We start from the raw sequence: 25,691 nt of genomic DNA on the forward strand, positions 1-25,691 counted from the left end.
ATGGAAAATCGCCATTGCGCCTGCCGCTCAACCTTGTCAACTACACAATCATACTATAGGGTACGATTTTATGACGGAGCCCTGCGTCCCTGTAAGTCTGAGCCGACGCGAAGCGCGAAAGCAAGATCGGCGAGACATGATCGTCTCAGTGGCGCAGCGTTACTTCCTTGAGCATGGCTATGCCGCCACGACGATGTCCGGAATTGCCGCGGCGCTCGGCGGGTCCAAGGGCACGTTGTGGACCTATTTCCGGTCCAAGGAGGAGTTGTTCGCGGCGGCTTTGGCGGACAAGGCCGATCGGTATCGGGCGGAATTGTCCCAGTTGCTGGACCCGTCAGTCCCGTTGCCAAGCGCGCTGGAGCGCGCTTGCATGAGTTTGTTCAAACAAATCACGTCGCCAGAGGCGATCGCAATCCACCGACTCGTCATCGCGGAAGGCAGTCGCTTTCCCCAACTCGCCAAGATGTTCTTCGATCTGGCGCCTAAAAACACCAAGACTCTGATGGCGGGATTCATCGGCGTTGCAATGGCGCGCGGGGCGTTGCGGCAGGCAAACCCGGCGGAGGCGGCGCATGCCTTGACGGCATTGCTGATGGCGGGCAGCCACAAGCAATTGCTGATGGGCGGCATAGATCGGGTCGACCCGGAACAGGCAGAGGCCGAGGTGCGCTTTGCGGTCGACTTGTTTCTGCGCGCCTATGCGCCGGTCGCGGAATAAGGGCTGAGAACCGCGGGCTCCCGCCCCTCATCTCTCGGATGCAGCGCATAGCCGCGACCCTTTACGGTTCGCAGCATCTTCGTGGCAAAACCCTGATCCAGCTTACCGCGCAAGCGCGATATGTGCACCTCGACGCTGTTGGTGCCGGGATCGAAATCCAGCCGCCAGACGGCGCGCAGCAATTCGCTGCGGCTGACAGCCTGCCCCGGATGGCGGGCGAGGTGGAGCAGCAGCGCATATTCGCGCGCCAGTAGCGGAACCGGGCGACCAGCCCGCGTCACACTGCGATCCACCAACCGGATCACGAGATCGCCCAGCCGGAGTTCAGGCTGCGCCGCGTCGGCGAGACGGATGATGCGCGCGACTGCCTCCGCCTCATGCATCCACGGCCCGACCACCTCTTGCATGCCCCCTTCCAGCGCACGAGCACGGGCATAGGGATCGTCCTCGTCCTGCCATAGGATCAGGGCATCCCCGGCCTGCACCAGCGGCGCTTGATCCTTGCCCGCCCGGATGGCGAGGTTCACCCCGCGCGCGGCGAGAGCGCGCGCTACAGCGACAAAATCGGCGCCCATGTCATGGCGTTCCAGTCGCCTGCCCACATCCCGCCTTCATGTTTCGATCAGGCTCATCCCACCGCCAGAAGCGCATCGGAACAAGCCCTTTCCTCTCCGATCTGGACCAATCTCGATCGACTGGCGTGCCGGATAAGCGGACTGGAAGACGACGCGCCCCGCTCCAGATGGTCCAATCGGGCCTGTTCGTCAGCCATGGCCCCGCCGATCGCCCGCCAAGCTGTGAGGCGCATCGGATCGACCGGATGGCGCAACGCGAAGTCGTGGGCGAGGTCCAGTGCGTTCCCGTTGCCACTCCCCACCGCCAGTTCAAGCAGCAGTTGCGCGCTCGCAACCGTCATGCACTGGGCGATGAGGCCCTGGGCGGGATCGAAGCGATATTGCCGCCGCCACCCCTGATCGGGCGCGGTGGCGAGAATGTTGAGGCTGACCGACAGCGAAGTCGGCGGCAACTGGGCATGAATATCGCGGTTGGCGCAATAGAGCAGCATCCGCCCCTCGCTCAGATGGCTGCACTCGATGAAACGAAGCGAAACCGGCTCGCCATCCGCGCCGGCGACGTCACTATGGTCATATTCATAATAATCCGATCCATAGCCGGGGCCAAGATAGCCTACCGTCAGGAAATCGAAGCCGTGATCGTGGGGGACGTGGTAAAGAAAGGCCGCTTCGCCGCTCATGCGGACGACATGATCCTGCGCGGCGGGCCAGAAGGCGGCGCGCAGCACATAGCGATCGGTCGGTGGATGCAACAGGACGACCTGCGCCGAATAGGGATTGGTGCCGCGCTGATCGGCGCAGCGCGTCTTGAGTTCGGCAAGCGCGAGGTCGGCCAGGAAATCGCGGTTGCGCGAAAGGGCGTGGAGCATCGGCGCAGCGGCGGCCAGTCCCTCCTCGCAGGTCGGATCGAAGGCAGCGTTTTCGCACCAGTCGATCAGATCATCCAGGTGGATGACGCTGTCGTCCTTTGGCGGTTCGATCAGGCGGGGCATGGCATGGCTTCGATCTGCGTGATCGTCCGGGTGGCGAGGGCGCGGACCGGCGCATCCCCTTCGTCGCGGGCCATACGATGTAGTGCCGGCAACGCGGCGGCGGTGTCGAGCGCCAGAAATTCGCGCATCACGGCCCAACGCTGCGCCGGCAGCGGCGAGTCGAGCGCAGCGGCGAAGGCGGGCGATGCGTCCCGGCGGCCTTGTAACCGCAGCAGTGACAGCAGCATCAGGGCGCGGGCATGGCTTTCGTCCGCCTGGGCGGTTGCAATCGGCGCTCCGCTCGCCCGGTCATGGATACGCGCGGCGACAGGGCCGATCGGCGCGATCTGGGCGCGCAGAAACAGCAGTGGCGCGTCCGAAGGATCAAGGCACAGCGCCTCGCGCCGTTCGTCGAGGGCGATGACTGTCCCGTCGCGCCAGCATCGCCTGCCTGCAGAGACCGCACGGCCTTGCTCCAATCTGTAGAGTTCGCCGCCAACATCGCCGGCCAGCGCACGACATAGCAGCATACGGCCGCAGAAATGGATACGGCTGGGCGGTTGCTCGCCGGAGTCTATGATGGTGGCGGCAACCCATATCCGCTCGGTGCGGGCCAGCACCAGATGGCGCGCCGCGCCTCTGCGGCTAGCTCGCAGGGCGGGCAAATGCAGCGGGTCGGCGGCCATAAGGGAGAGTTCCTCGGTCAGAAGCCGGTCGAACCAGCCCCTGTCCTCAATGAACGGCCGTATGAGCGCGACTGCTTGCGCAAGCGGCGCATCCTCGGCCGCCGCAACGGTGGCCGCCAAGCCCGCCAATGTCACCTGACGATGACCGCGATGACCACGTCCATCAGGCTGATTTCCAGCACATCGCCATCCTCCAGGCCGAACAGGCTTGGGCCGTCGCTGAGGTCTGCGATGTCGTCTATGGCGAGTTGCGTCACTGGATCGGTCATGCGGGCGTCCCTCCTGATGGTGGCGACGTGAAGGCTATGGCGCGCGCATCGGGGCATCCAGTTAAATCAAATTATTCACACGGGTTGCCGTTAACCATTTATTTGGCACGGTTTCCTATCCTCGGTGGCGACCAGGAAGGTGGAACCCATGCCGTTCTTCAAGCGCAGCAGCAGCCGTCATGCCGAACCCGTCCAAGCGCCGCGCCCACCGCGCCGGCTCCGTGTCCTGCTGGTGGATGAAAATCCGACAGCGCGCGCCGTGGTGGCTCGGCGGCTTTCGCACCTTAACTATGATGTGGCGCTGGCGGAAAATGGCTTTGTCGCGCTCAACCTGCTGCTGACCCGTCCGGTCGACATCGTGCTGATCGACATGGATATCACCCTGCTATCGGCGGTGGGCACGCTGCGGAAGATCCGAGCGGCCAATCTAGCGGGCAATGCGTGTTTCGTCATGATCGCGGGACGGCTTGACGGCCAGTCGACGATCGAAGCGCTGGCGGCGCGCGCGGACGACCATATCGTCAAACCTTTCGATTTCGACGTGCTCGACGCGCGGCTGCGGCATCTCTGCCAGCGGGCCGAGCAGATCGGCGCGCTAAGCCGTCACAATGCGGAACTCGACGCGCGGATAGCCCGGCGAGCGGTGGAACTGGGCGAAACGCGCGAAGCGTTGCGCGAAATGCAGGTGGACCGGGCGCGGCTCGTCTCTTCGATTCAGGCGCTGCATGGCGAGATCGAACGGTTGCAGTCAGCCCAGGCTTAGGAACAGCGTCAGGCCATCGCCGGTATCTCCGGGCGGCGCATCCGCGGGGATGCGGACGGCGTCAGCACGTGCACGGTCGAGAATGGCGCTGGGCACATGAGGCATGTGATAGATATGATCCGCCTCCCCCAGCAGGCGCGCGGCGCGTAGCGTCAGGTCGTCGGGATCGGGCGACAGGAGACGGACCGCGACCAGCCCTCGTCCTTTCGACTGCGCCGTTTCAAGCCATGTCGGCACGGCATCGGCGGCATCGTCCCGTAGCGGATCGAGCAGGCCGCCCGGCGCGAGCCCTGCGTCGATGGCGCGGCGGCGGTCGGCGGGGTCGGGCCAGCGCGCGCGGATCGACGCGCGCACCTGCGCCAATGCGCCCGCCAGCGCACCGAGCCGCTGAGGGAGCAGCGTTTCCAGCCGCTGCCGCAAAGCCTTGGCAAGGCCAGCCGACGCGCCGCCGGTGCCGATAGCGATGAGCACGGGATCACGGTCCACGATCGCCGGCAGAGTGAAGTCGCAGAGCGCGGGATTGTCGGTCGCATTGACCAGCAGGCCGCGCGCCCGAAGCCGTATGGCGACCGCCGCGTCACCGTCCGACACGATGGCGATGCGCGCGTGCGGATCATCCTCCGTGACTATCCGCGCACCGGCGCGTTCGAGCAGGCGGCGCTTGGCCTCCACTGCCTCCCCTGCCCCGGTCAAGATGACCGATCGCCCGTCCAGCCGCAGGAAGACGGGCAGGCTGTGCATCAGACGGTGAGCCAGTCGGGAATGATGTCACCGTCGATCAGCGCCTGAACCGGCGGGCGTTCGCGCACCACCGCCCATTTGTCGCCCGACACCAGCACTTCCGGCGTCAACGGACGGCTATTATACGTACCCGCCATCGTCGCGCCATAAGCGCCTGCGGTCATGAAGGCGACGAGATCGCCCGCGCCCACCACATCCATGTCGCGATGCATCGCGAACGTGTCGCCGGTTTCGCAGACCGGGCCAACGACGTTGGCGGTCGCGCGCGCGCCTGTCGGATGGACGGCACGGATATCGTGCCAGGCATCGTACAGGCTGGGACGCATCAGGTCGTTCATCGCCGCATCGACGATGACGAAGGGGGCCTGCGCACCCTGCTTGATGCGTACGACGCGCGAGACGAGCGCGCCGGCATTGCCGACGATCACCCGGCCAGGCTCGAACATCAGGCGCACGTTCCACCCTTGGGTCACGCGCGTCACCATCGCGCCATAATCGGCCGGGCTGGGCGGCAGGGGTTTGGTCGGGTCATATGGGACGCCAAGACCCCCCCCCAGATCGGCGGTGCGGATGTCGTGACCCTCCGCCCGAAGCGCCGCGATCAGCGCGCCGACCTTTATGAAGGCGGCCTCCAGCGGCGCAAGATCGGTGAGTTGGCTGCCGATATGGACGGCGACACCCTGCACGTCCAGGCCAGGTAGAGCGCGCGCGGCGGCATAGCTGGCAATGGCCCGGTCGTAAGGGATGCCGAACTTGTTTTCGGACTTGCCCGTCGAAATCTTGGCATGGGTGCCCGCGTCGACATCGGGATTGATGCGATAGGCGACCGGTGCGCGCTTGCCCGTGGACAACGCGATCTCAGACAGCATCTCGGCTTCCGGCTCGCTTTCCAGATTGAACTGGTAGATGCCATGGTCGAGCGCCAGACGCATTTCCTCCGCCGTCTTGCCCACACCGGAAAAGACGATGCGGTCAGCCGGGATGCCCGCCGCGATGGCGCGCAGCAGTTCGCCGCCGGAAACGACGTCCGCGCCAAGACCCAGTTTTGCGAGCGTAGCGAGGACCGCTGCATTGGGATTGGATTTCACCGCGAACGCGATCAGCGGATCGACGAGCTCGGCCAGGCCAGCGCGGAAGACGCCGACATGCCGCTCCAGCGTCGCGGTCGAATAAACATAGACCGGCGTGCCAACCGCCTTCGCGATGGCATCCAGAGGCACCTGCTCCACCTGCATGGCGCCATTGATGTAGGTGAAATGGTCCAAGAAAAGATCCTGTTACTGCGGGTTCGCTTCGGGCGGCAGGTCGAATTCGTCGTCGTCGCGCTCGCGCGATTGGGTGAGCAGCTCGACATTGCGTCCAGGGCGCGCCTGGATCGAAGGGGTCAGAAGCTGCGTGCTGGTCGGCGCGGTCGCAGCACCAACGGGAACTGCGGGAAGCCGCTGCCCCTTGATAGGTTTCAACGCCGGACGACCGCCGCATCCGGCCAGCGCCAGCGCGACCAAGGCAAGCCCGGCAAGGCGGCGCGTCTTCATGATCCGAGTTCCTTTCTGGCGTCGGCTATGCGCGCGCGAACCTGATCCGGCGCGGTGCCGCCATGGCTCGTGCGGCTGGCGACCGATGCGTCGACCGTCAGCACGGCATAGACACGGTCGTCGATGCGGTCATCGATGCCCTTGAGCGTCTCGATCGGCAGCTTGTCGAGCGGCACGCCCGCCGCTTCCGCCGCCGCGACGGCGCGGCCGGTGATATGATGCGCCTCACGGAAGGGAATGCCGCCTTCGCGCACCAGCCAGTCGGCAAGGTCGGTCGCGGTGGCGAAGCCGCTTTCGGCAAGGCCGCGCATCCGGTCGGTGCGGAAAGTCAACGTTTCCACCATGCCGGTCATCGCCGCGATCGACAGGCCGAGCAGGTCGTGCGCCTCGAACACGGGCGGCTTGTCGTCCTGCATATCCTTCGAATAAGCGAGCGGCAGGCCCTTCATCGTGACGCACAGCGCGGTCATACAGCCCATGATCCGCCCGGCATGGCCACGCACCAGCTCGGCCGCGTCGGGGTTGCGCTTCTGCGGCATGATCGAGCTGCCGGTCGAATAGGCGTCGGGCAGCCTGACGAAGCCGAAGGGCTGGCTTGCCCAGATGATGAACTCCTCGGCCAACCGGGAGAGGTGGAGCGACGCCTGGGTCGCCGCCATCAGATAGTCGAGCGCGAAGTCGCGGTCGCTGACGCTGTCGAGGCTGTTGTCGGTGGGCTTGGCGAAACCCAGTGCCGCCGCCGTCGCATGACGATCGATGGCAAAACCCGTGCCGGCTAGCGCCGCCGCGCCGAGCGGACATTCGTTGAGCCGCGCGCGGGCGTCGGCGAAGCGGCTGCGGTCGCGGCGCACCATCTCATAATATGCCATCAGATGATGGCCGAGCGTCACCGGCTGGGCCGACTGGAGATGGGTGAAGCCCGGCATGACCGCCTCGACATGCTCGTCCGCCCGCGCGACGAGGGCGCGTTGGAGGCCGACAAGGCCCGCCTCCACCTCGTCGATGGCGTCGCGCACCCATAGGCGGAAGTCGGTCGCCACCTGATCGTTGCGGCTGCGCGCGGTGTGGAGGCGGCCGGCAGCGGGGCCGATCAGCTCGGCCAGGCGCGATTCCGTGACCATATGGATGTCTTCCAGGTCAAGATCGACCGGCACGCCATTGGCTTCATAGTCGCGCTCGATCCGCTCCAGCCCGGCACTGATCGCATCGGCGTCGGTCTGCGATACGATGCCCTGACTGCCGAGCATGGCGACATGCGCCTGCGAGCCGGCGATGTCCTGTTTCCACAGACGCTTGTCGAAGGGGATGGAGGCATTTATCTCGCGCATAATCGATGCCGGGCCGGCCGCGAACCGGCCACCCCACATGCTGTTGGAGCCTGAACCCATGGTCTCGTCGTCCCGCGCGCTAATGATGCTGCTCCTGCTTGGCCCGTTGGCGGCCTGCGATAGGCAATCGCAGCCCAAGGAGCAAGCCAATGCGACCGCCAGCGGCGAGGCGCCGGTCGGGTCGGGTGAGGTCAAGGGCGGCGGGTCGAAAGACAGCGCCTTCAGCTATCGGCTGGACCGCAGCAAGGCGGGCACCCCAGCCCCTGCATTCGCCTTCCTCGATCCCGACGGCGGCAAAAAGACGTTGCAGGATTTCGCCGGGCGGCCTCTGCTGGTCAATCTTTGGGCCACATGGTGCACGCCCTGCGTCGCGGAAATGCCGACGCTCGATCGCGTCGCGGCCGCATACGGACCCAAGGGGCTAACGGTTCTGACCATCTCGCAGGACAATCAGGGGCTCGAAGTCGTGAAGCCCTTCTTCGAGAAACATAAGCTGCCGCACCTCAAGGGCTGGGCCGATCCCGAAAATCATCTGGGGTTCGATTATGCGACCGGCTTGCTGCCGACCAGCGTGCTGTACGACGCGCAAGGCAAGGAGATGGTAAGGGTGATCGGCGCGATGGATTGGGAAGGTCCAGAAGCCAAGGCGCTGATCGAGGCAGCGATGGCGAGCTGATGCCGGGCTAAACAGTCAGGGTGCAGATTGATACGTTACGATTTTGAGATTTCCCTCAAGGGAAAAGGAGCTTTGCCGATGAAATCCAGTCTAGCCTTCGCTGCCCTGCTGCTTGGCACCGCCCCTGTCTTAGCCCAGCCCGCGCCCGCTCCGCAAGCGATGCCGGCCAAGCCGCCCTTTTCGCCTGCAGTGCGGGCGGGCGACATTCTGTATATGTCGGGCCAGATCGGGCAGGCGCCGCAAGGGACGGACCGCCATGGCGACGGGTTCGACATGGCGGTGGATGAGGCCATGAATTCGATCGGGCGTATTTTGAAGGACAATGGCCTTAGCTTTCGCGATGTCGTCAAATGCACGGTGATGCTGGACGACATGGCCGACTGGCCGCGCTTCAACAGGGTTTACGTTCGCTTCTTCGAAGGCGGCAGGCTGCCGGCGCGGAGCGCGTTCGGGACCGACGGGCTGGCGCTGGGCGCACCGGTGGAGGTGGAATGCATAGCGGCGTTCAAATGACGCTAAAGCGGCATTGCTTCCCGTGCGATCAGGACCGGAACGCCATCGCGAACCGGGTAAGCCAAACGCGCGCCCTCGGAAATCAGCGCCTGCCGCGCCGCATCCCATCGCAATGGCGTACGGGTGAGCGGGCAGACCAGCTTCGCGAGCAGCCAGGGATCGATGGGCGGCATGTCGCTCATTGCAGGGTCGCACCGCCGTCCCGCTCGATGCGGCCGACGATCTGCATCAACTGAATGATGCGCTCGGACCGCTCGGACAGCGTGTCGGCCTCCAGCAAGGTCTGCTTGGCGGCGGGATCGAAGGGTGCGATCTGGGCGATCCCGTTCACCAGGGCGGTGTCGTCCAGTCGAGACACGGCCGTCCAGTCGACCACATAGCCAAGCGCGTCGGCAAAGCGCCGCGATTCCTGCTCCAGCGCCGCGCGCTCAACGGCCGCGAGCGATTCATCCTCCTGCGGCGCCTGCTCGACATCCGCCTCGATCTGGCGGAACTGGGTGGCGACGGGCAGCTCGCGCACCACGCGAAAGCGGGCAAGGCCGGTCAGGATGATGTTGAAGCGGCCATCGTCCAGCGCCTCGATATGGCTGACATGGCCCAGGCACCCCATGTCGAACAGCGGCGGCACCGGGCCGCCCCCGCGCGGCTGGATCATCCCAATCCGCCGATCGCGCGCCATCGCATCATGGATCAGCGCCCGATAGCGCGGCTCGAAGATGTGCAACGGCAGGTCCATGCCCGGCAGCAGCAGTGCGCCGGACAGGGGAAAGATCGAGACGCGCGCGATCGGCATCGGCGTTAGGAAAAAAGGATCTGCGACAATTTGCGCCGCTGCCCCGCGACCCATGGGTCTTCCAAACCGACCGCCTCGAAAATCTTGAGCAATTGCGCCTTGGCGGCGCCGTCGTTCCAGGCGCGGTCGCGGCGAACGATCTCCAGCAGCGCCGCCGCCGCGCCATCGCGGTCGCCATTCGCCATCAGCCCGCCAGCCAGCTCGAAGCGCGCTTCATGATCGTCAGCATCGGCCGTAACCCGTGCCTCTACGCCCGACAGATCCGCAACGGGCTTCACGTCGCGAGCCAAGGCAATGGCGGCACGCGCCTGGTCGATGGCGGGATGGCGGGCAGCCTCCTCGGCAAGGGCAGCGAGCACCGCTTCTGCGTCATCAATCTGACCCAGGGCCAGAAACGCACGGGCCTGACCCGCCGCGACTTCCGCATTGTCCGGGTCCATCTCCGCAATCTGGGTGAAGACGGACAAAGCGCGATCCGGCTCTCCCCCGGCCAGCAGCTCCTCACCCATGGCGATCAGCGGGGCGATTTCCTGTGCCAGCGCCTTTTCATCGGACTGGACCGGCAACTGCGCCAGAAGTTGGTCGAGATATTGGCGAAGCTGCCCTTCCGTGCGGGCCTGGCTCAGGTCCGCCACCGGCTGGCCCTGAAACACGGCATAGACGGTAGGAATCGACTGCACACGGAACTGGCTGGCAATAAAGCCATTTTCATCGACATTGACCTTGACCAGCGTGACGCCCTTGGCGGCATATTCGGCGCAGACCTTCTCGATCACCGGGGCAAGCTGCTTGCACGGGCCACACCATTCGGCCCAGAAGTCGACGATCACCAACTGGGTGCGCGAAGGCTCCACCACGTCGCGACGAAATGCTTCGACCGCCGCCTTTTCGGTGTCGCTCAATCCCAGGGTCGCCACGCTCATATCTCCTGCTGCCGATACGGGTTGCCCCGCCCATAGACCGCAATATGGGGCGCGTCACCCTCTGGCTGCAAGGGATGAACCTTAGAAGGTATGGCCGAAGCCGATAGGCAGGGCCGCAACGATGGTTGCGCCACGAAGGCGGAGGCAAAGCATGGACGAGACCCTGATTGAGATATGGCGCGGGTCGATCATATTCCGGGCGGGTTGCTGTCGCGCTATTCGTCTTAAAGGAAATATTTGATGCGGATACCCTGCTCGACCGGCGCGCCTGTGACGCGGAAGCTAGCGGCACGGAAGCTCGGCGCACCGAAGCGCAGAGCCGGATTGCGCGAGAAGCCGACGCCTTCTCGGGGGATACCGGCAAAGGTGTCGAGCCGGCCATTGCCATTTTCATCATGAATGATCGCAATCGCATAGCTGCCGGGCGCGAGCATTCCGAGCGACGTTTCGCCGGCGCGCGCGGCAACGGCGAAATGGCGCTTGTCCGGGTCGTTACGACAATCGGGGAAATGATCGGGCAAGCGGGTGAGGCAGACCAGCACCTTGCCCCTGGTTGATCGCAGCCCGGTGAGGTCGATACTGACGGGCTGTGTCAGGTCGGGTGGCGCAGCGCCGCCCAGCGCAATCGCCGCTGCCGCCGCCGCCAAAAACCTGCCCCTCATGCCCTGCCCTTCGTGAAATCGCCAAGGCCCCGGTCGGTCCCGCACAACCGATCCCAGAAACGAAAATAGAGCCCGTAGTTGCACCGATACTGATCATGATGCCGCTGATGATGAGTCGCGGTGATGAGCCAGCCACCGATCGGCCCGCGTACCATCCAGCGCGGGAACATCTCCCAACCCATATGATTGCTGACGCCCATTATCGTCATGATCGTTAGCACCAGCCCCAGCGCGGCGACATGGATCGGAATCAGAAATACGAGGGCGGGAATCACGATCGCCCCGGTCACCGCCTCCCACGGGTGGAAACTCATTGCTGCCCAGGCCGTCGGCGGGCGGCTGGCATGATGGACGGCATGGGCAATGCGGAACAGGCGCGGCTGGTGCATCCAGCGATGGGTCCAGTAGAACCAGGCGTCATGTGCGGCGAGATAGAAAAGAGCAGATAGGGGCAGATACCAGAGCGGCCAGACGTGAACATCGGTGTAGATGCGGGTCCAGCCGTGTGCCTGCCACCCCCATGCGACGATGCCGGCCGGTACGCCGTAGATGATGGCGGACAGCAGAGACCAGGCGATCTCGCGTCGCATTTGCGCATCGAGTCCCTGATACAGGCCCGGCTGCCGCAAACGCGTCGCCAGCGCAAAGCCTCCGCTCGCCACAAGATAGCGCACGGCCACGATCAGGCTCATCGCGAGGGCGGACAGGACAATAGCGGCGACCATGGCCGCGCTATACAGGGCTTGCCGCTCCGGCGGAAGCGGTTGCGACGCTTTGAGGGAAAAGCAAAAAAGGAAAGGGGCCGCCCTGCTGGACGGCCCCTCCTTGCAATACGAGGATGTTCGGATCAGACCACGACGAAATCCGCTGCGGTCAGCGCCAGCCCGGTGGTGAGGGTGGCGAACTGGATCGCCGCGCCCGCGCCATTGCCATCGGCGTCGAACAGCAGCGCGCCGGTCGCGCTGTTGTAGATGATGCGATCGCTCGCGTCATTGGCCGCAGCGCCGATGAAGAAGGCGTTGGCATCGAGCGCGCCTGCCGCCAATCCGGTGAACACCGCATTTTCGAGGCGGATTGTGTCGTCCACCACCACGAAGTCGGTGATGGTGTCGATGTTGGCGGCTCCCAGCGCGGTGGTGAAGGAGAAAATATCCGCTCCTGTGCCGCCCGTCAGCGTGTCTGACCCCGCTTTGCCATCGAGCACATCGTTGCCACCGAGTCCGTTGAGGATATTTATTCCGCTGTTACCGGTGACCGACTGGGCCAGGCTGTTACCCGAACCGTTGATGTTGGCCGAGCCGGTCAGGATCAACGCCTCGATCGCCCGTCCGTTGAGATTGTAATTTACGGAGGAATAAACGACATCGTTGGTGCCGCCGGTCGACGCTTCAACGACATTGTCGGACGAGTTGTCGACATAATATGTGTCGTTACCGTTGCCGCCGTTGAGCACGTCGATACCGGCGTTGCCGTTGAGTACGTCGTCGCCATCGCCACCGTTAAGAGTGTCGTCGCCGTCCCCGCCACGGATGGCATTGCTGCCGGCGTCACCCGTCAGCGTGTCGGCATAAGCAGAACCATCGATATTCTCAAATCCGGCAAGCGTATCGCTGCCAGCGCCACCTGTCGCCTGCACGGTGGCAAGGGCGAGGCTAACGGTCACGCCAGTTGTAGCGCTGGCATAACTGACCGTGTCAACGCCATCGCCACCGTCGAGCACGTCGTCGCCCAGCCCACCGTCGAGGATGTCGTTGCCCGCTAGGCCATAGAGCAGGTCGGTGCCGGCATTGCCCCACAGCTTGTTGGCTTCGCCGGACCCGATCAGCGTATCCGCACCCGTCGAACCGATGACATTCTCCACGCTGGAGAAAGACAGCGGCGCGGAACCACCGGGCGTGTACGTGAAGGTGCCGTCGGTCAGGTTGATAATCGTTGTGGCGACGCCGACCGTCCCGGAAACATCAAACGTGTCGGAGCCGGCGCCACCCACGAAGATTTCACCATATCCGCCGTTCCAGCCGTTGAATATGCGGAACGTGTCATCGCCGTCCTCACCATAGGCAAGGTCGCGGCCGCTGCCGCCATCAAAGATGTCATTACCCGCGCCGCCGATCAGCAGATCGTCGCCGTCGCCGCCGGAAATGCTGTCATTGCCGGCACCGCCATAGACGGTCTCATTGCCCGCGCCCGCATCGATCGTGTCGTCGCCTGCGCCGCCATCGATGGCGTCGACGCCATCGCCGCCGGTGATGGTGTCATTGCCGTCGCCGCCGGTGATGGTGTCATCGCCGCTGCCGGCATTGATGACGTCATTGCCTGTGCCGCCATCGACGGAGTCATTGCCCGCGCCGCTGGAGATCGTATCGTTTCCTGCGCCGCCACTGATGACGTTGTTGCCCGAGCCCGTCGTGATGATATTTGACGCTGTACTGCCGATCACAGTTTCGCTGCCGCTGGCGGTGCCGTTATAGTAATGCTCGAAATTCACCCAGCTTTCGTTGAATGAACCGCCATTGGTGTATGTGCCGGCTCCAAGGTCGAACGTCGCGCCGCCGCCGAAATTGGTGCCGCCGCCGTCAATCGTGTCGAAACCACCGCCGCCGTCGTGATAGCGGACGTCCGAAACCGAGGGAATCGGAGGCGCCCAGTAGATGCGGTCATTGCCTGCGTCACCGTAAACGGTGTCGCTGCCGCCACCGCCGATCAGCGTGTCGTCGCCCGATCCGCCGCGAATCGTGTCGTTGCCCAGGCCGCCATTGATATAGTCGTTGCCGTTGTTGCCGTTCAGGACGTTGTTCGCCTGGTTGCCGGTGATCGTGTCGTTACCCGTGCCGCCATTGGCGTTTTCGATCAACGACCCGGTGTTGCCTTGGTAGAGCAGCGCGTTGAAGATGTTGCCGCGGGCATAGACGTTGCTGCCGTTATTGCCGAGATAGGCGAGCTGCGACTGGCTGAACACCGAATATCCGCCGGGATTGAGGTCCAGCGTCAAGTTCGTTGTGTAGTTGGACAGGTCGTACGTATCGACGCCGCCGCCGTCCCAGATCGTCGCGAAGATGCGGTTGCCGCCCGGATCGATCGCGATGGCGCCGTTGATATATGTTTCGCCGGTCGTCGGGTTCCACGAGTAGGTCGTGTTGCCGGAATTGACCGTATAGTCGGCGCCATACATCGCCTGCAGCGCAGCGATGTCGAGCATCATGTAGGTCTGGGGAGCGCCCCACTGCTCGTAGGAATAGCCGGTGAGCGGCGCCCCGACATAGCTGCGATAGGTCATCACCGTGAATTCGATTGAATCCCAGGCCGCCGGGAGCGCGCCGAACCCGCCGGTCTCCTGACCATGTTTCAGGCCCAGCGAGTGGCCCAGTTCATGGAACATGGTGTGCCAGGCATAGTTGCCGGCGGTCGGCGTCTTCAGCGAATAGACCGTGTTGTCGTAGGCCGCGCCGAAGAAGGTGTCACCGCCATAGATGCTGTTGTTCGGGTAATAAGCATATGCCGTACCCGGATCACTGGAGTTCGCCCCACGGATGGTCGCGGTCGAAGAACCCGCGCCATTATAGGTGATCCCCAGATTGGTGAAGGCTTCCACCGCAAACGCTGTGGCTGCCAACGGCTGCGTGTAGGATGCGTCGTTCAGCGCGGTGTGGAAGGCCACCATCTGCAAGGCGGTGAATTGAGAGAACCCCTCATTCTGCGCGCTGATGCCATCGTTATCGCCGTCGCTGAAATAGCCGGCCTGATAATCGGCGGCGGAATCGGTGTCGGCATAGGTGATCGAGCCGGACCATTTGACGCCGCTCAAAATGCCGTCGATCCGCTGATCGCCGGTGGCCGCCTGGGCGACCGACGTTGATCCGCTGCCATTTTCCTGGGGCTTCGTCAGGTCGTTGGCGCCGCCCGGGCCGGTGTCCGGGGGCAGCATCACATCCTGCGGATAAAGGAGCAGAACCTCGGACCGGACCGCGCTACCCGCGATGGTCCAGGTGGGTGCAGCATCGGCGATGCCGCTGGAATTGGAAGAAAAACCGGAAGCCGATTTCGCTTTGATCGGGCCACTGCCTGTTACTTTGAACATACATCCTCCTAAAGGGACTAGAGGCTGACACGTTCACTGTGTCGGTTGGCGACCGTTCTTATGGGGCGTTTACATGGCAGCAAAATTCGGGACTGCCAAGAAAACTATTCTTTATACAATTCAACATCTTACGGCATATTAAATATTACCACGCTGAAATCACGCAGGATTTTTACTAGTGTACTATATCTTAACCGCATTTTTCATTTATTGGCGACCTGCGATGCGGCAACCCCGCGCTTGATCAAGGCAGCGCGTCGCGCGGCTTCCCGGCCAAGCGGATGGTCGGGATGGCGCTCGGCGAAAAGGGTATAGGCCTCCGCCGTGCCTTTCTGCTCTATGCGTGCAAATTCGGACCGTACCGCCACCTCCGCATCGCCGGGCGGCAGCATGATGCCGCCCGTGCCTGGCGGAGCCTTCGTACCGGACGGAAGGGCAGGAACGCGCGTGTCGGATGCGCGCCGCTCATCGGCCTGCGCGCAGCCAGCGGCCATGCTTACGCATGCCACGGCCAGCGGCACGCCCCAGGTCAATGCAGAATATCGGTCGGCCACAAACCATGCCCCTCCCGGTCCTGGCGGCATCTGGATCAGCATAACGGACCCAGCGCAGACAAAGGAGCGTGCGGCCTTTGGCTAGGCGCTCGGCGGCTCCTCGTCGGCAAATGTTGCCGTATCATGAACGGCGATGGCGGGCAAGGATTGCCTACCCCCGCTCATCGACATGGATAACCGCTTGACCCCGCCATAACGCTGCGGAAAACCGGCCGCTTCACCCGCAAGGAACGCTCCATCCTTATGTCGATCGCCTTTCTGAATGATGTCTTCCTGCCCCTGGATGAGGCCCGCATCTCGCCGCTGGACCGGGGTTTTTTGTTTGCGGACGGAGTTTATGAGGTTGCGGCAGTCGTGGATGGCAAACTGGTCGACAGCGCGAGCCATCTGGCGCGCCTCGAACGATCGACCGCCGCGATCGGCATCACCCTGCCCCTTGACCTTGCCCAGATCGAGGATGTGCAGCGAGAGCTGATCGAACGGAATAATGTTTCCGAAGGGCTGGTCTACCTCCAGATCACGCGCGGCGCTGACAGGAACCGCGACTTCCTGGCGCCGAAGCCGTTGACACCCACCCTCTTCCTGTTTGTTCAGGACCGCCCCGTGATAGACGTGCCGGCCGCGCGTACCGGCATCGCCGTCGCCACCGTGCCCGACCTCCGCTGGAAGCGGCGCGATATCAAGAGCGTCGGACTGCTGGCTCAAGTCATGGCGAAGCAGGCGGCGCAGGAATGTGGGGCGCAGGAAGCATGGATGGTGGAGGACGGGTTCGTGACCGAGGGCGCATCCTCCACCGCCTTCATCGTGACGGACGAGGGGATCGTGACCCGCGCCTATGACGAAAGGGTGCTCGCGGGCTGCACCGGCGCGGCGCTGATGGCGCTGGCGGCCGAAAGCGGAGCACGGATCGTGCGCCGCGCGTTCAATGTCGCCGAAGCGCTGGCGGCGCGGGAAGCCTTCATCACCAGCGCATCGACCTTCTGCCAGCCGGTCGTGCGGATCGACGGACATCCGATCGGCGACGGCCGGCCGGGGCCGATCGCCATGCGGCTCCGCGCCCTCTATATCGATTTCGCGCGGAAATCCGCGACTTGAAACTAGGTCCGTTCTGGCGGCATCTTCACCCTGCTTTGACATTGGCCAAGACGGCTCCGCTTTGGCGAGAAAACTTATCCGATCCCGCGCGGGATCGGATAGGAACCGCCGTGGCTGCCTTCATCTCCTTGAATTTCATCCGGTTTTAAAGTCATAGCGGATGAAGATGCCGCTGAACCGATCCGTTGTTGCTGTATATTGCGGAACGAAGCTAGAACAGGAATCGGACCATGATGGAAGATTTTCCTTACCCCGCTCCGGTTGCGACAGAAGTGATGGCGCCGATCGACGAACGAGCCGGGCTGTTGGTGATCGCGGATAATGCCGATGTTGCCGATCTCAATCCGATCGCAGCCGCCGCGGGCTTGCGTTTGCTGGGTGTCAGCGACCTCCCTGGTGCGGCCGCACGGCTGGACGCCCAGACCCAATGCGATGCGCTGCTCCTGTTCTGTCCCAGCCCGAGCAGCACTCTGGAGCGGCTCCTGGTTCAGATCGAGACGCAGGCGGTGCAGACAGGCATGGCGGTGGTGATCGTCGCGGGTTGGGAGACGGTCGACCTTGCTTATGCCTGTCTTCGCAGCCCGCACAGCCATCTCTTATGCGATCCTGATCGCACCGAACTCGCCGCCGCACTGATCGCCGCCGCCGCGCACGAGCCGGTGACGCGGCAGGTCCATGACATCAATGGCGAGAGCAACCGGTTGCAACTGCTGAGTGAAGAAGTCGGCCGGCTTGCGCGCACCATCGATGCCTTGACCCAAAGGGCGCGTGCCTCCGCTCCACCCAGCTTCGATCTTGGGCCGCGCATTTCCGATCGGCCGACCGACTATATCGGAATGCCGGTGCTTGAACCCCTTACGACCGGACAGCAGAAACCCCGTGTCGATCTGCCCGACGTCACCGCCGCGCAGGTGCGCGACATGCTACGGGCGCGACGGATGCGGGCCGATTTCCTGCCGGGCGACCTGTTCGCCGATCCGGCCTGGGACATGCTGCTCGACCTGCTGGCCGCGCGGCTGGAGCAAGAGCGCGTGTCGGTGTCGAGCCTGTGCATCGCCGCCGCCGTCCCGCCGACGACCGCGCTCCGCTGGATTCGCACGCTGACCGATCAGGGCCTGGTAAAGCGGCAGGCGGACCCGCATGACGGCCGCCGGGTGTTCATCACCCTGGCACAGGACACGGCCGACGCGCTGCTGCGCTGGTTCGGTGCAAGTCGCCGACTGCGCGCCGGCTGAACAGCTTGACCGCCCCGCATTTTCGCCTAGAAGGCGCGAACCCCATCGGGGGCGATTAGCTCAGTTGGTAGAGCGTCTCGTTTACACCGAGAATGTCGGCGGTTCGAGCCCGTCATCGCCCACCAGTTTCGCCAAAGAAGGCGTGCGGGGGGACCATCTTCCGCATCAAGGACGTCGCGCCATTCGCCGCGCGAATCATGGGCGCCCTGCCGGAGGTGAAGGTATCGGATCTCGAACCGCAGCTCCGCACCGCGATCCAGACCGCGCATTCGACCAGCTGCGCGAGCGCTGGCACGTCCTTCCTCGACCTTGCCGCCAGCCAGACTGCGCTGTCCGATATTCTGACTGCGGCAGTAGCGCCTGCCTTCACTCTATGGGGCCTGTCGGTCGAAAGCGTCCTCGTCGAAAGCCCGTCCCTGCCCGAGAACGAGCAGAAGCATTTCTACGAGGCAAGCTCGATGCGCGTGGCTGGTCACGCCGCCATTGACATCGTCCTGCGCGGGGACGGGCATGACAAGACCCAGCGCTTTCCGCCACCTGTCTGCATGCCGCGTCTCGTTGCTCAGAAGCGGAATATGATCCCGCCATTCACTTGGCGCGCGTCGTTGCGGCCATCGAATTCCGCATCGCCGTTGAGGAAGAGCGAGACGTTGCTCGATGCGGCAAAATCGATGCCGGCCCCCAGATGCGGCAAAGTCTTGCGTCGTTCGGCGCCAAGTAGCGTGTAACTGGTCCCGGTTCCAACGAACGATGCGCGCGCGGTGACTGCATCGCTGCTCAGCCGATGCCGCACGCCTGCGGCAACCCAGGACCGAAGTCCTTCTCTGGTTGGGGTCGCGAGCTTCAGGTCGCCGGTCAGGAACGTCGCGTCGTAACGCTGACGCGCGACATCGAGCGCGAATGCCCCACCATTTTCGCGCACCCCGTCGCGCTTCACGCTGACATGCGTCACCCCTATCTGCGGGCCGATCCGCCAATCATTGCCGAAGCTGACGTCATAGGCCAGCCAACCGTCCAGCGTTGTCCCGTGCAGGTCGTAATGACCGCGCGACGTGCCGCCCACCACCGGATTGCGGACCGTATCCGCCTTTGCCCGATCGAACACGACCGAAACGCCGGCCGACAGGCCGCCATTGGCGTAATGCACGCGACCGCCGAAGAAGAGACCATCTGCATCATTGCGCGCGCCCAGGCTCCGCATCTGCTGCTTTGAGTCGCTGCGACCGACGAACAGTGCCGCGCCAAGCGTGCTGTTGCCATAGCCGACCCCGCCCAGATAGCCGCTGCTGTCGATCGCGGCATTGGCAGCGCCACGACGGTCGGCGTCGAAACTGCGCCAATGTCCGTAAGCCTGACCGAAAACGAACAGCCCGCTGCTATCGGCGAGCCCCGCAAGGCGGCTGCCCCTGAGCGCCTGAGATATGGCGAGCCCGTTTTCAATCCCGACCTGAGCGACCGACGCATAGGGCTCGGCACTCAGCGTCGATATCGCAGCCGCGCTGGCATAGCCTTCCGAGTCCACCAGCGCGGGGAAAGCAGCCAATATGGCGGGCGTCGCCCTGTTATCGAGCAACAGCCTGTTGAGCGTGTCGGTAATCGTGCCGACCGGCCCACCCGTATTCGGACGGGTCTGGAACAGGCTGTAGAGGTCGATGCCGCCCGCCGTGTAGCGGACAACACCGGCTGTCCCGCTGCCGAAAGTGACGTTCGAACCGAAACTGCCGTTGACCCCGTCGCTCGCCGTTATGAGGCGGCGGATGCCGGGGATCGCGCGGCCGGTAAGCGTCAGTTTTGCGCCATCCGCAATCGTCAGGCCGCCATTGACGACCAGCGCGTCGCTGACCGTGGGGGTCAGTTCAAACACGCTGTTTGAGCCAGCGTTCAGCATGACGCTGCCGTTGACCGTCATGGTGCCCGGCGATGCGCCTGGCGACAAGGTGCCGCTGACATCGACATTGCCGTTGACGGTTCCGGCGCTGCCGAAAACGGCCCCCTGCTGAACGGTGATGTTGCCGCTGATGGTCGAGCCGGCAAGGCCGATCAGACGACCGTTTCGCACATCGACCGTCGGAAAGACGGCAGTCCCGGACAAGGCGCCGACGCCGCCCAGAACCTGCAACTGCTCAAACGCTTCGATGTTCGAGAGATCGCGCTGCTGCGGCGCGGCGTCGGAGCCGGAGAAGCCGATCTGTACGATGTCGGTTCCCTCGCCCCCGGTCGCCTTTCCGCCGATTGCCCAGGCTGCGTCGAGGACGAGTTCGTCGTCCCCCTCGCCCAGGTCGATGTCGCCGCTCACCGATCCAAGCAGCGTCACCCGGTCCTTGCCCGCGCCCATGGCGACATTGCCGGTAATGGTCGCGCCGGCACCGTTCGTCAGCCGGTCATCGCCGTCGCGCAGATAAATATCGCCCGTCACGGCGCCAAGGTTGACGAAATCATCATCCTTGTCGCCCAGATCGACCGAGCCGATGATTACGCCGGTCTCCCGGTTGATGATGCTGTCGATCGAACCCAGCGTCTGAATGGCGCCGGCAACATAGGTTCCCGGAAGGAGATAGCGATTTTCGCCGATCATGACGCGCGTATCGGCGTCGATCGCTCCCCCCGCAGAGCCATGGATAAGCCCGGCATTATCGAGCGAGAAGCGCTGGGCGGCGACGCCGACCGCGATGGACCCGATCGATGCCAACGACGAAGGCACCTCGTAACCGGGCTGAAACCCATAGACCTCCTGATCGAATTCCGAGATATCCTTGAGCGGCTGCGGAGCCCCGATCGCCGAGATGATTCCGCCAGCCTCGTTCCGGATGGAGACCGTGCCGCCGTCATAGAAGCCTACGTCTTCATACTCGTCAAAGCCGAAATAGGTGGCGTCGATCCCCACGCCGAAGGTCGCGTACAAAGCCGCCGGCTCGTCCGAATAATAATCCGGGAAAAGCGATGTCCGCGCCGGCACATAGACGGCCCCCGCATCGGCGCGGATGGCGCCGCTGTTGACCAGGCTTATGGAGGTGTCCCCACCGTTCCGCGGATCGGCATTGAAATAGGCGTCGACCTCGACCTTACGCACGATGACGCCCGACAGGCCGGCCTGATCGGCTATGATCGACCCGCTGTTGGCGATGTCGATCGCCTGCGTGCCGTAGCTGCTCGCCGCCAGCGACAGTGCGGCTTCTCCATCCACCTTTTCGCTGCGAATCGTGCCGTTGTTCGCGATGCTGATGGTCGCCGCCTGCGCGGACAGCTCAGCACCGCCATTGACGACGCCGCTGTTTGTCAGCGAGAAGCTCTCCTGATCGCCACGATCATAGCTGTAGCCGTAATAACCGAACAACTGCCCGACCTGGTCGATCAACATTCCGTCATATATGTCACCACCGCCAATCGTCCCGCTGTTGACAATGGTCACTCTTTCAGCAGCCAGGGCAGCGCTCAAATATCTGGAAATTGTCCCGCTGTTGGTAAGCGCAACATCCTGGGCATTCACAGCGACGCCTTGGCGCTGATAATAGGATCCCACCCCGAGAAACAGCGTGCCGACATAAGGCTCTACGCCATCGAGTATCTGGCCGCTATTTTCGACCGAGACCTGGCTGGCATCGGAAACCAGGCTGGTGCGTCCGACGATCGTTCCGCTGTTGGCGAAGGCAAAATTATCGGGCTGAGGTTGCGCCGCCTGCCTGATGGACACAGCCCGGCCAATGGACTGTTCTGATCCTGCCGCCGTGATCGTGCCACTGTTTGAAAAGACGAAATCTCCGGTCACGTTCAGCGCGACGGCCGGCAGCGTCACATTTTGGATGACTCCTTTGTTGTGAATGGCGCGCGCATTGCCGCTGATGCCGCCCATGATCGACCCTTCATTCGTCAGCGAAAGGGTGGACCCGATTCCGAACAGGTTCTGCGGGTCAAGCGTGGAACCAAGCGACAGATTGCCGATGATGCTAGCATCGCTGACGACCGAGCCGTCCCCGACGAGCAGCAGTGCGTTGCGATACGGCTGGGTCGACGAGAGCGACAAAACCGTGTCGGCACCATAGATCCCGAAACCGACCCGCTCAAAACCGGCGGGCAAGGCGCCGGGAGACGAGAGGTTCACGGCGTTGCTTCGATCGCTCGCAAAAACAAAGGTGTCGACGCCCGCACCCGTGTCGATCGTTCCGCTGACTCCAACCTCTCCGTTGAGCGCGACGAACAGGTCGTCATAGTCGGTCAGCGTCAGATCGCCGTTGAGCCTTCCGCCGCGATTGATGTAGGCGCTCGCGCTAGAGTAGTAACGATTCAGGCGGACATTGCCGTCGATCGTTCCTGCATTCGAGACGATGCTGCCCGCCCCGACCTGAATTGCGTCGCCGCCCGCTTGGCCAGCAATGAGCCCGCCGCTTTCATTGACGATCCGGGCTGAGTTATAATAACCCACAATCGCCGGCGCTCCGGCGCTCCGGAGCGTTCCCGTGTTCCGGACCGTCGCGCCGTCACTGATATTTATCGCTTCGCCGCCGGTGCTGATGATGCCGGTGTTGACGATATCGCCCCCGCCAATGATGCCGATAGATCGGAGGCCGTTCGCCAATTGGACGATGGAACCATTGTTAGTTATCTTTCCACCGAAATATGTAGTCTGGATGCCCGTCGCGCCATCAAGCTCGATCAATCCGTCGTTGATGACGGTGCCGCTATCGTTCCTGATCGCAACAAAATTATAATAGGGGCCATAGTCGGAATCGGTTAGCGCAGTGATCCGCCCGGCGTTAATGAATGTGCTGCCGGAACTCACGACGACCGCACCCAAGGGGTAACTGGAGTAGTAGGCTGGGTTCAAAGTTACCGTTAGATGCCCCCGGCTCGTGACATTCACTGCATTTTTGAGCGACGATCCGTCGTCCGCGCTCCGCACAGATGTCTCGCCGACGTTGAGAAGAAAGCCTGACCTCCAATTGGAATAATAGGGCTGCGACGGCGGGTTTGTCATGTCGGTGGTCAGGTCCACGCTGCCTTGCCCCGAAAAATCCAGAGCGTAATCCAGCGTCGCCGTCGTCGAAAGCGTCAGTGTCGCGCCATTAGCAACATCATAACCGAGCCTAGAAAATGGACCACGAAGTTCCGCCGTGGCGGTGGTGTCTTCATCCACGAGATAGCGCAGCGCCTGCCTGCCCGTCCCGAGCACCCGGCCGGTGACGCCGTAAAAGTCCCCCGGCCCGTCATTGGTCAGATAGGTCGCGAAAATATCGCCGTCAGTATCGAAAAGGACATCGCCGTTTACGACGCCGCCGAGCGCTGCGATGAACGTGCTTCGGGAGCCAGAGCCGAGATTGCGTAGATCGACATTGCCGTTGATCGTGCCCGCGTTGCTGACCCGATTTCCGCCTGTCTGGTAATAATATGGTGCGAGCGACCGCGTGAAAATGCCTCCGTTCACGATACCGCCGGCGAGATTTTGAAACTTCGCGCCGCTGCCCAGATGAACGCCAGCCTGAGTTCCGCTGATCATGCCACTGTTGCGAAGTTGTGACTGGGTAAGGTACGCACCTGCGACAGCGCCCTCAATGGTGCCGCTATTCTCTGAAAAGCCGGAAGGACTGCCGCGAAGATCAACGGCGGTTCCTAGGACCGATCGGATCGACCCGCTATTGGTGAGTGTAAGGTTGCCGCCCACGGCGATGTAATCCGCCTCGATCGACCCGCTGTTGATGATCGCATCATAGTTGAGGTTGCCGAAAGCATTGCCGCCGCGCGCAACGATAGTGCCGCTATTCTCGAAACTCGCGCCGGTGAAGAGTTGTATCACGCTATCCACAGGATCGGCCAGCGTGGCGGCAATAGTGCCGCTGTTGACGACTTCCAAAGGCGCCCAGGTGCTGCCTACGAACAGCGCTGGCCCGACCGTGTCGATCCGGCCCTTGAGGAGGAAGCGGTTGCCCTCGCTCTGATCGTCGGGGTCACTGCTCAATGTCAGAGCGGTGGTGGATGCGAAATTTTCCGAAAGCGTCAGCGTCGATCCGCCGCTCAGTTGCAATTCGATCTGCTCGAATGTCGGCGAAAGTGAGATAGCGCCATCGATGACCCGATCCTCGCGGAAGGCCAGCAGCAAGGTGTCGTTTCCGCCGCCGGCGTCGACTGCGCCGCTCACCATATGGAACGGGTTGGAGAGATTGGCGCTGTCGCCGACGACCAGGTCATTCCCGTCGCCCAGCAGCAGGCTGCCATTTATCGTACCGCCGGACGTATCAATCATCGATCCCGCATTGCCGGTACGGATGTCGCCCGTGATGCTGCCCGTGTTGGTCAGCGTCAGATAGCCTTGCGAGCGGATCGCATCGCCGACGCCCGAGATCGCGCCGTCGTTAGTCAGGTCCAGCGTGCTGTCGCTGATGATCGCTGTTCCGCCGCTGCGGATCGTGCCTGCCGAGCCATTGGTCAGTTGGAATGCGCGGACGCTGGCGATGGCGGCGCCGGTCCCATCATTGACAATGATACCGTCATTGTCGATCGACGTGTCGTTGAAGTCATAATATTTGGAACCGAGCGCAATCGTCGCCGCGGCAGATGCAGAGCCGATGGTCCCGCTGTTGGATATCCGCGTGTTGCCATAGTAGAAATAGAGTCTCTGAAACGGCTCCGAATAGGCGCTTAGATTTCCCCCGTCGATCACGCCCTCATTGGTCAGGGTGCCGACGTTTGCGCGTATGGCGCCTATCGCCCCGCCGGCGCGATTTGTGATCTGCTCGAACCAGGCCGCCGCGCCATCCGCCGTGCGAACCGCGTAGTTTGATCCCTCGCTGCGTATCGAACCGCTATTGTCCAGCGACGCGGTAGTGACGGAACCGTAGATGTAGGGATTGGGAGGCGCCAATCCGACGGTGATGCCGACCGGGCCTTCTATACGGCCGGTTTCCGAAACAATGATGTGCGACGTCAGCGTGTAACCATAGCCGGAATAGTCCGGCACCACCGCGATCGCCGAACGAGTGCCGCCCCTGACCGTCCCGTCGATTTGAAGCAAGGAGTTACTGCGGCCGACATTGTCGGCCGAAAGGGGCGTCGTCACCAGAATGCTGCTGGTGGCATCCGGCGCGGCGACCGTCGCCCCTGCGGCGACGACGACATCCACCCCGAACCTGTTGACGACGACCTGGCTGGTCTCCGTGTCGGTGCAGCTGGTGGTGCCATCCTGCTGCGCGGGGTTGGGCGTGCAGGCGGCCTGTGCCGCGCCGGGCGCGATCAGGATCGCGGCGATCGCCGACGAGACATAGAGAGACAGGTTGCGACGACCCAGGCCGCGCTTCGCACTATTAGCAGACATGATTCCCCCTGGCCGTTCCCCACGACCTACAAGACATCGATACGGACGATGCAGCCTGCCCCAGTCCCATCCCAAAAACTTGCTGCAATGACAAATGGATGCCTGAAGACGACCGGCGGGACGGTCAAGACGATTCGACTTGATGTGGAGCAATTTATCTTCAGCCGTGCGTAGCGCCTGCTGCTACGTGAAACAAAAATATCCGAATACTCCAGCAGCCAGCGCGTCGCGTCCCGAACATGCTCCGGTTCCGTAACATTCATCCTGCAGCAA

General features: G+C 63.3%; 23 protein-coding genes, 1 tRNA gene and 1 pseudogene. 8 read left to right on the plus strand and 17 right to left on the minus strand.

Annotated elements, in window-relative coordinates; genetic code table 11:
* The first annotated feature begins 136 nt into the window (after positions 1-136).
* Positions 137-718 (plus strand): TetR/AcrR family transcriptional regulator, encoded by a 582-nt coding sequence (locus ACETPF_RS08410; RefSeq protein WP_373934012.1) that lies wholly within the window; start codon positions 137-139, stop codon positions 716-718.
* Here the strand turns inward: ACETPF_RS08410 and ACETPF_RS08415 are convergent.
* From ACETPF_RS08415 to ACETPF_RS08430, 4 genes are read right to left on the minus strand one after another with little or no spacing between them, the layout of a single operon-like run.
* The gene (locus ACETPF_RS08415; protein WP_373934013.1) at positions 697-1,293 is read right to left on the minus strand and encodes a winged helix-turn-helix domain-containing protein; all 597 of its coding nucleotides are present in this window, start codon (positions 1,291-1,293) and stop codon (positions 697-699) included. The genes ACETPF_RS08410 and ACETPF_RS08415 overlap by 22 nt on opposite strands.
* 53 nt (positions 1,294-1,346) lie before the next feature.
* On the minus strand, positions 1,347-2,285 hold the full coding sequence (locus ACETPF_RS08420) for a transposase (protein WP_373934014.1): 939 nt from the start codon (positions 2,283-2,285) through the stop codon (positions 1,347-1,349).
* The gene (locus ACETPF_RS08425; protein WP_373934015.1) at positions 2,273-3,070 is read right to left on the minus strand and encodes a hypothetical protein; all 798 of its coding nucleotides are present in this window, start codon (positions 3,068-3,070) and stop codon (positions 2,273-2,275) included. Before ACETPF_RS08425 ends, ACETPF_RS08420 begins: the two co-directional genes overlap by 13 nt.
* An 11-nt stretch (positions 3,071-3,081) precedes the next feature.
* Entirely contained in the window at positions 3,082-3,219 is a 138-nt protein-coding gene (locus tag ACETPF_RS08430) for a hypothetical protein (RefSeq protein ID WP_373934016.1), read from the minus strand.
* 148 nt (positions 3,220-3,367) lie between these two features.
* On the opposite strand from ACETPF_RS08430, the gene ACETPF_RS08435 reads away from it, so the two are divergent.
* Positions 3,368-3,982 (plus strand): response regulator, encoded by a 615-nt coding sequence (locus ACETPF_RS08435; RefSeq protein ID WP_373934017.1) that lies wholly within the window; start codon positions 3,368-3,370, stop codon positions 3,980-3,982.
* Here the strand turns inward: ACETPF_RS08435 and ACETPF_RS08440 are convergent.
* From ACETPF_RS08440 to argH, 4 genes are read right to left on the minus strand one after another with little or no spacing between them, the layout of a single operon-like run.
* Positions 3,968-4,723: a precorrin-2 dehydrogenase/sirohydrochlorin ferrochelatase family protein gene (locus ACETPF_RS08440; protein ID WP_373934018.1), complete on the minus strand. Its 756-nt coding sequence runs from the start codon at positions 4,721-4,723 to the stop codon at positions 3,968-3,970. The two genes, ACETPF_RS08435 and ACETPF_RS08440, sit on opposite strands and share 15 nt — an antisense overlap.
* The gene (gene lysA, locus ACETPF_RS08445) at positions 4,723-5,988 is read right to left on the minus strand and encodes a diaminopimelate decarboxylase (protein ID WP_373934019.1); all 1,266 of its coding nucleotides are present in this window, start codon (positions 5,986-5,988) and stop codon (positions 4,723-4,725) included. The genes ACETPF_RS08440 and lysA overlap by 1 nt, the downstream gene beginning before the upstream one ends.
* Positions 5,989-6,000: 12 nt before the next feature.
* Positions 6,001-6,258 (minus strand): hypothetical protein, encoded by a 258-nt coding sequence (locus tag ACETPF_RS08450; RefSeq protein ID WP_373934020.1) that lies wholly within the window; start codon positions 6,256-6,258, stop codon positions 6,001-6,003.
* A complete protein-coding gene (gene argH / locus ACETPF_RS08455; protein WP_373934284.1) occupies positions 6,255-7,625 on the minus strand; it encodes an argininosuccinate lyase in 1,371 nt (456 codons plus the stop codon). Before argH ends, ACETPF_RS08450 begins: the two co-directional genes overlap by 4 nt.
* A 19-nt stretch (positions 7,626-7,644) precedes the next feature.
* On the opposite strand from argH, the gene ACETPF_RS08460 reads away from it, so the two are divergent.
* Complete coding sequence (locus tag ACETPF_RS08460; RefSeq protein WP_483475727.1) at positions 7,645-8,262, plus strand: TlpA family protein disulfide reductase; 618 nt, start codon at positions 7,645-7,647, stop codon at positions 8,260-8,262.
* 78 nt (positions 8,263-8,340) lie between these two features.
* The gene (locus tag ACETPF_RS08465; RefSeq protein WP_373934021.1) at positions 8,341-8,775 is read left to right on the plus strand and encodes a RidA family protein; all 435 of its coding nucleotides are present in this window, start codon (positions 8,341-8,343) and stop codon (positions 8,773-8,775) included.
* 2 nt (positions 8,776-8,777) lie between these two features.
* On the opposite strand, the gene ACETPF_RS08470 is transcribed toward ACETPF_RS08465, so the two are convergent.
* The 8 genes from ACETPF_RS08470 to ACETPF_RS08505 form a co-directional block, all read right to left on the minus strand.
* Positions 8,778-8,957 (minus strand): Trm112 family protein, encoded by a 180-nt coding sequence (locus ACETPF_RS08470; protein ID WP_373934022.1) that lies wholly within the window; start codon positions 8,955-8,957, stop codon positions 8,778-8,780.
* A complete protein-coding gene (locus tag ACETPF_RS08475; RefSeq protein WP_373934023.1) occupies positions 8,954-9,568 on the minus strand; it encodes an LON peptidase substrate-binding domain-containing protein in 615 nt (204 codons plus the stop codon). Before ACETPF_RS08475 ends, ACETPF_RS08470 begins: the two co-directional genes overlap by 4 nt.
* Positions 9,569-9,573: 5 nt before the next feature.
* Positions 9,574-10,485 (minus strand): tetratricopeptide repeat protein, encoded by a 912-nt coding sequence (locus ACETPF_RS08480; protein WP_373934024.1) that lies wholly within the window; start codon positions 10,483-10,485, stop codon positions 9,574-9,576.
* 230 nt (positions 10,486-10,715) lie between these two features.
* Positions 10,716-11,153, minus strand: a complete 438-nt coding sequence (locus ACETPF_RS08485) for a DUF2141 domain-containing protein (RefSeq protein WP_373934025.1) — start codon at positions 11,151-11,153, stop codon at positions 10,716-10,718.
* The gene (locus ACETPF_RS08490) at positions 11,150-11,878 is read right to left on the minus strand and encodes a sterol desaturase family protein (RefSeq protein WP_373934026.1); all 729 of its coding nucleotides are present in this window, start codon (positions 11,876-11,878) and stop codon (positions 11,150-11,152) included. The genes ACETPF_RS08485 and ACETPF_RS08490 overlap by 4 nt, the downstream gene beginning before the upstream one ends.
* A 122-nt stretch (positions 11,879-12,000) precedes the next feature.
* A complete protein-coding gene (locus ACETPF_RS08495) occupies positions 12,001-15,231 on the minus strand; it encodes a hypothetical protein (protein ID WP_373934027.1) in 3,231 nt (1,076 codons plus the stop codon).
* A gap of 203 nt (positions 15,232-15,434) precedes the next feature.
* Positions 15,435-15,827 (minus strand): hypothetical protein, encoded by a 393-nt coding sequence (locus tag ACETPF_RS08500; protein WP_373934028.1) that lies wholly within the window; start codon positions 15,825-15,827, stop codon positions 15,435-15,437.
* 39 nt (positions 15,828-15,866) lie between these two features.
* Positions 15,867-16,172: a hypothetical protein gene (locus ACETPF_RS08505; protein WP_373934314.1), complete on the minus strand. Its 306-nt coding sequence runs from the start codon at positions 16,170-16,172 to the stop codon at positions 15,867-15,869.
* Between ACETPF_RS08505 and ACETPF_RS08510 the strand changes: the two genes are divergently transcribed.
* The 4 genes and pseudogenes from ACETPF_RS08510 to ACETPF_RS08525 all read left to right on the plus strand — a co-directional run.
* Positions 16,089-16,880: a D-amino-acid transaminase gene (locus ACETPF_RS08510; RefSeq protein ID WP_373934286.1), complete on the plus strand. Its 792-nt coding sequence runs from the start codon at positions 16,089-16,091 to the stop codon at positions 16,878-16,880. The genes ACETPF_RS08505 and ACETPF_RS08510 overlap by 84 nt on opposite strands.
* A gap of 230 nt (positions 16,881-17,110) precedes the next feature.
* On the plus strand, positions 17,111-18,115 hold the full coding sequence (locus ACETPF_RS08515) for a winged helix DNA-binding protein (protein ID WP_373934029.1): 1,005 nt from the start codon (positions 17,111-17,113) through the stop codon (positions 18,113-18,115).
* Positions 18,116-18,164: 49 nt separating this feature from the next.
* Positions 18,165-18,240 (plus strand) — tRNA-Val (locus ACETPF_RS08520).
* Positions 18,208-18,570 (plus strand): annotated as a pseudogene (locus tag ACETPF_RS08525) (SPFH domain-containing protein); the annotation flags it as partial. The gene ACETPF_RS08520 and the pseudogene ACETPF_RS08525, both read left to right, overlap by 33 nt.
* 107 nt (positions 18,571-18,677) lie before the next feature.
* Here the strand turns inward: ACETPF_RS08525 and ACETPF_RS08530 are convergent.
* On the minus strand, positions 18,678-25,418 hold the full coding sequence (locus ACETPF_RS08530; RefSeq protein ID WP_373934030.1) for an autotransporter domain-containing protein: 6,741 nt from the start codon (positions 25,416-25,418) through the stop codon (positions 18,678-18,680).
* Between the last annotated feature and the right edge of the window lie 273 nt (positions 25,419-25,691).

Origin of the sequence: Sphingobium agrisoli, from assembly GCF_041877245.1 — a bacterium.
GTDB lineage: Bacteria > Pseudomonadota > Alphaproteobacteria > Sphingomonadales > Sphingomonadaceae > Sphingobium.

What these genes read in the sequence shown, in the direction of transcription:
- ACETPF_RS08410 (WP_373934012.1), top strand. Translation starts at nt 137, where the DNA reads ATGATCGTCTCAGTGGCGCAGCGTTACTTCCTTGAGCATGGCTATGCC.
- ACETPF_RS08415 (WP_373934013.1), bottom strand. Translation starts at nt 1,293, where the DNA reads ATGGGCGCCGATTTTGTCGCTGTAGCGCGCGCTCTCGCCGCGCGCGGG.
- ACETPF_RS08420 (WP_373934014.1), bottom strand. Translation starts at nt 2,285, where the DNA reads ATGCCCCGCCTGATCGAACCGCCAAAGGACGACAGCGTCATCCACCTG.
- ACETPF_RS08430 (WP_373934016.1), bottom strand. Translation starts at nt 3,219, where the DNA reads ATGACCGATCCAGTGACGCAACTCGCCATAGACGACATCGCAGACCTC.
- ACETPF_RS08435 (WP_373934017.1), top strand. Translation starts at nt 3,368, where the DNA reads ATGCCGTTCTTCAAGCGCAGCAGCAGCCGTCATGCCGAACCCGTCCAA.
- ACETPF_RS08440 (WP_373934018.1), bottom strand. Translation starts at nt 4,723, where the DNA reads ATGCACAGCCTGCCCGTCTTCCTGCGGCTGGACGGGCGATCGGTCATC.
- ACETPF_RS08450 (WP_373934020.1), bottom strand. Translation starts at nt 6,258, where the DNA reads ATGAAGACGCGCCGCCTTGCCGGGCTTGCCTTGGTCGCGCTGGCGCTG.
- argH (WP_373934284.1), bottom strand. Translation starts at nt 7,625, where the DNA reads ATGTGGGGTGGCCGGTTCGCGGCCGGCCCGGCATCGATTATGCGCGAG.
- ACETPF_RS08460 (WP_483475727.1), top strand. Translation starts at nt 7,645, where the DNA reads ATGGTCTCGTCGTCCCGCGCGCTAATGATGCTGCTCCTGCTTGGCCCG.
- ACETPF_RS08465 (WP_373934021.1), top strand. Translation starts at nt 8,341, where the DNA reads ATGAAATCCAGTCTAGCCTTCGCTGCCCTGCTGCTTGGCACCGCCCCT.
- ACETPF_RS08470 (WP_373934022.1), bottom strand. Translation starts at nt 8,957, where the DNA reads ATGAGCGACATGCCGCCCATCGATCCCTGGCTGCTCGCGAAGCTGGTC.
- ACETPF_RS08475 (WP_373934023.1), bottom strand. Translation starts at nt 9,568, where the DNA reads ATGCCGATCGCGCGCGTCTCGATCTTTCCCCTGTCCGGCGCACTGCTG.
- ACETPF_RS08485 (WP_373934025.1), bottom strand. Translation starts at nt 11,153, where the DNA reads ATGAGGGGCAGGTTTTTGGCGGCGGCGGCAGCGGCGATTGCGCTGGGC.
- ACETPF_RS08490 (WP_373934026.1), bottom strand. Translation starts at nt 11,878, where the DNA reads ATGGTCGCCGCTATTGTCCTGTCCGCCCTCGCGATGAGCCTGATCGTG.
- ACETPF_RS08495 (WP_373934027.1), bottom strand. Translation starts at nt 15,231, where the DNA reads ATGTTCAAAGTAACAGGCAGTGGCCCGATCAAAGCGAAATCGGCTTCC.
- ACETPF_RS08500 (WP_373934028.1), bottom strand. Translation starts at nt 15,827, where the DNA reads ATGCTGATCCAGATGCCGCCAGGACCGGGAGGGGCATGGTTTGTGGCC.
- ACETPF_RS08505 (WP_373934314.1), bottom strand. Translation starts at nt 16,172, where the DNA reads ATGGCTCGCGCTGTCGACCAGTTTGCCATCCACGACTGCCGCAACCTC.
- ACETPF_RS08515 (WP_373934029.1), top strand. Translation starts at nt 17,111, where the DNA reads ATGATGGAAGATTTTCCTTACCCCGCTCCGGTTGCGACAGAAGTGATG.
- ACETPF_RS08530 (WP_373934030.1), bottom strand. Translation starts at nt 25,418, where the DNA reads ATGTCTGCTAATAGTGCGAAGCGCGGCCTGGGTCGTCGCAACCTGTCT.